Here is a 3,328-nt window from a genome sequence, read left to right on the forward strand (position 1 = left end):
CTCCAGCACACCAAATACCCGCTGGCTCCACGCGCTGGGGGCAAGTCGGGTGTGCATTTTGCCATCACGGTACACCATCCAGCTGACCGTGGGGTTGGCTAGAGCCATGCGCTTGACCACGTCGAGGCACTGGTAAAACTCGGTTTGCTCGGTTTTTAAAAATTTGCGCCGTGCTGGGGTGCTGAAATACAGGGATTGAACATCCACCGTTGTGCCCAGGCTGGCCGGGGAAGGCTCAACCGCCCAGCCGCCACTGTGGTTGTGAATACAAAACGCATTGCTCTGGCTTTGCGGAAAACTGCTGAGCATGAACTGGCTCACTGAAGCAATGGATGCAAGGGCCTCGCCGCGGAACCCTAGGCTGGCCACGTTTTCAAGGTCATCAAGTGACTGGATTTTAGAAGTGGCGTGTCGAGTGACGGCCAAAGGAAGTTCGTCTTTGGGAATACCTCTGCCGTTGTCTTGCACGCAAATGCGTTGAATGCCACCACCATCAATTCGCACAGTAATTTCGGTGCTGCCCGCATCCAAGGCGTTTTCGAGCAATTCTTTGACCACGGAGGCCGGTCGGTCGACCACTTCGCCAGCAGCAATCTGGCTGATGAGGACATCGGGCAATAGAGCAATGGCGCGTTGGTTCATGGCCCCATTATAAAGGGCGGCGGCCTGTGAAAGTACCGCCGCCACTGCTCGCGGGGGTTAGGTGATTCGCGCGCGTGCCACAGGCGGGTTTTTGGCGAAATAATTGGCGATGCCCTGTGCAATGGCCTGGGCTATTTGCCGCTGGTGCGAGGGGTCGTTCAGCTTGCGTTCTTCGTCGGGATTGCTGATGAAGGCGGTTTCAACCAGGATGGAGGGAATGTCTGGCGCTTTAAGCACCGCGAAGCCAGCCTGCTCCACCCGGGGTTTGTGCAATTTGTTGATTTTGCCAATTTTGCCCAACACGGCATCACCAAGCTTCAAACTGTCGTTGATTTGAGCGGTGGTGGACAAATCGAGCAACACCCGGGCCAATTGACTGTCGGTGCTGCGAATGTTGACCCCGCCAATCAGGTCGGAGGCGTTTTCCTTGTTGGCCAGCCATTTAGCAGCGGTGCTGGTGGCTCCGCGTTCTGACAACACAAACACCGAGGAGCCACTGGCTGTGGGTTTGATAAATGCGTCTGCATGCACCGACACGAACAAATCGGCATTCACGCTGCGGGCCTTTTGAACGCGCGTATTAAGGGGTACAAAAAAGTCGCCATTGCGTGTGAGCATGGCGCGCATGCCAGGCATGGCATCAATTTCAGCTTTGAGCTGCTTGCTGATGGCCAACACCACATTTTTTTCGTAGGTGCCAGCTCGGCCAATGGCACCGGGGTCTTCGCCACCGTGGCCTGGGTCAATGGCCACGGTGATGATGCGTTGCTTCATTTGCAAGGCCGGGGCCTCAGGGGCGTTGGCTTGCGCATTGGCGGGTGCTTTGTTGGTGCCTGAGGACGGCTGAGCCGGGCCTTTGACCGAAGGCGCTTCGCCCTCTGCCATGCGCATGGCCCGCGCGATTTCATCTTCGCGAGTTGCCGCGGTGGCATGGGGCTTGTCTTCTAGCAGGGCCAACAGCGGGTCAGCCGGTTTTTTTGGGTAAAAATCAACCACGAAGCGGTTTTTGTACTCGGCCACTGGGTCGATGCTAAACACCTCGGGACGGACCTCGGTCTTCAAGTCGAACACAATGCGCACAGTGGAGGCATCAAATTGGGCCACTCGGATTTGCTGCACATAGGGATCATCAGCCTTTAGGCGCTCGGTCAGGTCTTTTAGCGTGGAATCCAGACGCATATCCAACAGGTCGATCACCATCCGCCACGGGTTTTCAATCAGGAAGTGTTTGTACTGTATGGGGCCGGCATGCTCCAGGGTGACCCGGGTGTATTCCTCGGCGGGCCACAAACGGACATCCACAAAACGCACGCGCTCGATGGCCAGCGCCGACAAAGGCACCAGCTTGAGCAGAAGCCCCGCACCAGCGGTTTTCAAGACATCACGACGTGAATTCATAGGCTTACTTGTTTTCCAGTTGTTGCAAAAGCCAGTGGCCCGTGGGGGTTTGGGCCTTTAACTCAACACGCCGACCTGAAACTTCGTGGTAGGAGAGGCTTGCATGCACATCTGCCAAGGGCAAAAGCGCGCCTGCTTTTTCTGGCCATTCCACCAGACACACGCTTTGCTTTTGCTCAAAATACTCCCGAAATCCAGAGTCTGCCCATTCATTCTGATCGAAGAAGCGATAAAAATCAAAATGATAGACGGAAAATTTCAATAAATTGTAAGGTTCTACCAACGCGTAGCTTGGGCTTTTGATGTGCCCGGACACCCCAAGCCCTCTCAAAAATGCCCGAACAAGGCTGGTTTTACCAGCGCCCAATGGGCCGGAAAGGTAGATGGCAAGCGGCTTGGGGGAGGATTCCACAAGTTGGGCCAACTTTTGGCCTACACTGTGGGTGGCGTTTTCATCTGGCAAATCGATGGCAAGTGTGGTCATGCAAACAGCGGGGTTGGAACAAAAAAACTGGGCAATTTTGAAACGGGCTGCCCAAAGCCAGGGCCTGGATTGCATCGGCGTGAGCGACACCGAACTACAAGCCTGCGAGCCTCACCTGCAAGCTTGGCTAAATGCCGGGATGCATGGTGAAATGGCGTACATGGCCAAGTATGGCATGGACCGCCTTAAACCGGATTTGTTGCACCCAGGCGCAATCCGAATTGTATCGGTGCGCGTTCCCTATGTAAGCTCGCGACAACTTCAGGGCGATGGCAGTGCTTTTTGTAGCACCACCATGACCCACATCGAGGAGGCCAAGGCCCCCTACATCAGTCTGTATGCGCGTGGCAGAGATTATCACAAGGTCATTCGACAACGTTTGAAGAAGGTGGCCGACTTGGTGAACGCCCAATTGATGCAAGAAGGCCAATATGGTTTTAGGGTGACCTGCGACAGCGCACCCACGCCAGAAACGGAGATTGGTCGAAAAGCGGGCCTGGGGTGGCGTGGCAAGCACACCTTGTTGATTCATCCCAAGGAAGGATCGCTGTTTTTTTTGGGTGAATTGTTCACCAATATGCCTTTGCCTTTGAGCGGGACTTTTGAAGGTGAGCACTGTGGGGCATGCTCCCGGTGTATGGATGCCTGCCCCACCGGCGCCATAGTGAAGCCTTACCAAGTGGATGCGCGTCTATGCATTTCGTATTTGACCATTGAGCACGAAAGTGCCATACCCCTGAATTTGCGGCCTTTGATAGGCACGCGGATCTATGGAGATCGGAAGAGCGTCGTGTAGGGAAAGAG

At 55.1% G+C, this 3,328-nt stretch carries 4 protein-coding genes; 1 reads left to right on the forward strand and 3 read right to left on the reverse strand.

Features of this window, described 5'->3' with window-relative positions; genetic code table 11:
• From mutL to tsaE, 3 genes are all read right to left on the reverse strand, one after another.
• Positions 1-642 (reverse strand): DNA mismatch repair endonuclease MutL (gene mutL, locus ACEQU8_RS11670; RefSeq protein ID WP_370263785.1); only part of this gene is annotated, 642 nt, incomplete at its 3' end.
• A 57-nt stretch (positions 643-699) separates the two neighbouring features.
• Positions 700-2,040, reverse strand: a complete 1,341-nt coding sequence (locus ACEQU8_RS11675; RefSeq protein WP_370263787.1) for an N-acetylmuramoyl-L-alanine amidase — start codon at positions 2,038-2,040, stop codon at positions 700-702.
• Between the two features lie 4 nt (positions 2,041-2,044).
• A complete protein-coding gene (tsaE, locus tag ACEQU8_RS11680) occupies positions 2,045-2,524 on the reverse strand; it encodes a tRNA (adenosine(37)-N6)-threonylcarbamoyltransferase complex ATPase subunit type 1 TsaE (RefSeq protein ID WP_370263788.1) in 480 nt (159 codons plus the stop codon).
• On the opposite strand from tsaE, the gene queG reads away from it, so the two are divergent.
• Positions 2,523-3,320: a tRNA epoxyqueuosine(34) reductase QueG gene (queG, locus tag ACEQU8_RS11685; protein WP_372521243.1), complete on the forward strand. Its 798-nt coding sequence runs from the start codon at positions 2,523-2,525 to the stop codon at positions 3,318-3,320. The two genes, tsaE and queG, sit on opposite strands and share 2 nt — an antisense overlap.
• Positions 3,321-3,328: the final 8 nt, after the last annotated feature.

The sequence above is a fragment of the Limnobacter sp. genome, assembly GCF_964228395.1.
In the GTDB taxonomy this organism is placed as follows: Bacteria; Pseudomonadota; Gammaproteobacteria; order Burkholderiales; family Burkholderiaceae_B; genus Limnobacter.

Excerpts from the sequence above, each read along its gene's own strand:
- ACEQU8_RS11675 (WP_370263787.1), bottom strand. The coding sequence starts at position 2,040 with ATGAATTCACGTCGTGATGTCTTGAAAACCGCTGGTGCGGGGCTTCTG.
- tsaE (WP_370263788.1), bottom strand. The coding sequence starts at position 2,524 with ATGACCACACTTGCCATCGATTTGCCAGATGAAAACGCCACCCACAGT.
- queG (WP_372521243.1), top strand. The coding sequence starts at position 2,523 with ATGCAAACAGCGGGGTTGGAACAAAAAAACTGGGCAATTTTGAAACGG.